The sequence below is a fragment of the Caballeronia sp. genome, from assembly GCF_049581465.1.
In the GTDB taxonomy this organism is placed as follows: Bacteria; Pseudomonadota; Gammaproteobacteria; order Burkholderiales; family Burkholderiaceae; genus Caballeronia.
The window spans coordinates 1-2,736 of record NZ_JBAUSA010000178.1 but is presented as its reverse complement, the minus strand read 5'-3'; the positions used below and the strand labels follow the sequence as shown (position 1 = coordinate 2,736).

The window sequence follows — 2,736 nt, the reverse complement described above, 5'->3', positions numbered from 1 at the left end:
GGATACGACTTTTGCGTTAGAAAGAGACACGCTTCGGTTAGCGATAGTGGTGTCTGAGGCCCGTCCGATGGCCTGCCCCCCGAAAATTGGTCCAGTCGAAATGGGAGTCTCCGGGTAGAGTAAGCCTTGGAGGGACCCATGAGAAGGCGAAGGAACGCCGAGGAGGTCGCGCGCTTGCTACGCGAAGCCGACCGCGATCTGGCAAAAGGACTAACGATCTCTGACTTTTGTCGTAAGCATGGCATCGCCGAGACGACCTACTATCGTTGGCGACAGCGACACGAACCTGGCCAGGTCGATACCGATCGCCGGTGCCGCGAGCTGGAGCTCGAGGTCGATCGGCTCAAGAGGCTGGTGGCCGAACTGCTCCTGGACAAAACGATGCTCCAGGACATCGCAAAAAAAAAGTGGTGACCCCGGACCAGCAGCGGGCCGCCGCCGATTACCTGGACGAGCAGCAGTACGGGGTCTCGCAGCGGCGAATCTGCCGCGTCATGGGGCGATCCCGTTCGGGCCTGCGATATCGCCGGAAGCGTCGGCCTGACGAGCCGGCCTTGAACAAGGAGATCAAACGATTGGCGCGGCGACATCCGCGTTACGGATACCGTCGGATTCATGCCTTGTTGGCCCGGCGCGGCTGGTCGATCAATCTCAAACGGGTGCGGCGGCTCTGGAACAGCCTGGGACTGAGGAGGCCCATGAGGCTGAGAAAACCCAGGAAATTAGGCTCCAAGCCGGGTGTGAGTGCGAATAGTTGCGTCCAGCAACCGGCCCGGTTCAAGAACGATGTCTGGACCTGCGACTTCATCCAAGACCGAACGGCCGACGGCCGTTCCTTCAAGTGGCTAACCTTGGTGGACGAATATACTCGAGAGTGCCTGGTCTTGCACGCGGGTGGGTCGCTCACCGGGGCCAATGTTCGGCGGATCATGGCCCGGGTGATTGGTCATCGCGGGGCACCGACCCGCATCAGGAGCGATAATGGGTCTGAGTTCATCTGCGCGGCGTTGGTAGATTGGTTACCGGGGGTGGGGGCGAAGTCGATCCCGGTAGCCGCGGCAAGCCCCTGGGAGAACGGATATATCGAATCGTTTCACAGTCGATTACGCGATGAGTTCCTGGAGAGGGTGGAATTCGAGACGGTAGCGGACGCTCAGGCGAAGGGGAAATGGTTCCGCCGGGAATACAACGCGGTCCGGCCGCACAGCTCGTTGGACTACGCAACGCCGAAAGAGTTCAGTGCGTCTTGTGACCAGCGGAGGACTCACAAACGCGTGATTGTTTAACTGTGTCTAGATATTAGTAATCACTCAAGGAACTCCCATTTCAAGTGGACCAAAAAATGGGGAGCAGCCCACTGACGATTCATCGCGACCATTCGACCCAGCTCGCGAAGATTGCACGAGGGTTGCGTAGATTGCACGCACAGCGAACCTGCAATCTTCACTACCTCCCCATGAACTCCCAGCGCTTGTTGAGCGGTATGACTGGCGTACGACCGGTTTGTTCGGGGTTCAGTCGTCAGCGAAGCGCAAAGCCTCCCCTTACCCCCAACATCCGGAACCGTGGTAGGTGGACTTGGTTTCTCAGCGTTGTGCGTGGCTGCGGGCCTGTCGCGCGACGGTGACGGCCTTGATCGAAACCCTTATTGCGTGGGCATTGGACTCAGTTGGAAGCCCATTGCCGCCGCTTTCCGCTTCAGCGTATCCAACATCTTGGCCTTGATCTTGGCCTCGTATTCTTCCATGGACTGTGTCACGTACTCCTCGCCGTACTTGAGCATCCTGTAGACCAAACATGCCAACTTGTGAGCAGTCGCCTTGACGGCCCCGAGTCCACCGAGCCGACTGCGGATCCGACGGTAGAACAGGCCCAACGGCGTCATTGTCTTGCCCGCCGCCCGGGCGGCCAGCCGCAACGCGATGGTGACTCGGTTGGTGCCTTTGCGATGACCACGGCGCCTTTTGGTCTTATTGCTCTCATCCTGTGGGGGGCACAACCGCAGCCAACTCGCGAAGTGCTTTTCCGTCGGAAAGCGACTGACGTCCACACCGATCTCGGACAAAATGACCAGGGCTGTTCGCACTTCGATTCCCTCGATCAATGTCAGGTCCACGCCCAATGCCTGGAACAAAGGGCCCGTCGCCTCGAAGCGGACGTCATTACTTTTGCGGCCAGTCTTGCGCGGCTTACCAGTTCGGATCTTTTCTCCCGCCCGGTTCGCGAACGTCGTCAGTTAGGTTTGAACCCGCTGGTCGCACTCGGTGATCTGCTGATGATGGAAGTGATACAAGTCGTGCGCCTGCCGAAGCTCGAAGAGATGTTCGGGCCGCCACGTTCCTTCCAACGCGAGGGCGATCTCCTCTTCGGAGCGAAGACAGCGTTTATCGCGCAGTTTGGACAGCTTAATCGGGTCACGTTCGCCTTCCAGGACGGCCTTGATGATCGCCATCCCAGTCCAACCCGTGATATCGGTGACCACTTCCGTCAGTTTGACGTTCATTTGCTCCATGGCCTTCTGCATGTGCTGGGCATGGCTGGCGGCGTAGCGCACTTGCATTTGCCGTTGCCGCCAGTAGGAGCGCAGCGCCAGCACGGAATCCGGAGGACGAAACGATGCACGCAAGAGACCGTAGGAGTGCAACCGCTGGATCCACTGCGCGTCGAGCACGTCCGTCTTGGGGCGCGCGCCGCAACGCGAAAGTTGCCCCGGTTCCACCAGGCTGACCTCGAAGC

General features: G+C 59.4%; 3 protein-coding genes and 1 pseudogene. 2 read left to right on the top strand and 2 right to left on the bottom strand.

The window, feature by feature from the left end:
- The first annotated feature begins 138 nt into the window (after positions 1-138).
- Positions 139-414 carry a transposase gene (locus WCA53_RS04495; RefSeq protein WP_423905987.1) on the top strand — a complete coding sequence of 92 codons (276 nt, stop codon included), beginning with the start codon at positions 139-141 and terminating at the stop codon, positions 412-414.
- On the top strand, positions 312-1,286 hold the full coding sequence (locus WCA53_RS04490) for an IS3 family transposase (RefSeq protein ID WP_423905985.1): 975 nt from the start codon (positions 312-314) through the stop codon (positions 1,284-1,286). Before WCA53_RS04495 ends, WCA53_RS04490 begins: the two co-directional genes overlap by 103 nt.
- 359 nt (positions 1,287-1,645) lie before the next feature.
- Here the strand turns inward: WCA53_RS04490 and WCA53_RS04485 are convergent, their stop codons facing one another.
- Both WCA53_RS04485 and WCA53_RS04480 read right to left on the bottom strand, forming a co-directional pair.
- A complete protein-coding gene (locus WCA53_RS04485) occupies positions 1,646-2,116 on the bottom strand; it encodes a transposase (RefSeq protein WP_423905982.1) in 471 nt (156 codons plus the stop codon).
- A 120-nt stretch (positions 2,117-2,236) separates the two neighbouring features.
- Positions 2,237-2,736 (bottom strand): annotated as a pseudogene (locus tag WCA53_RS04480) (IS110 family transposase); the annotation flags it as partial.

Excerpts from the sequence above, each read along its gene's own strand:
- WCA53_RS04495 (WP_423905987.1), top strand. The coding sequence starts at position 139 with ATGAGAAGGCGAAGGAACGCCGAGGAGGTCGCGCGCTTGCTACGCGAA.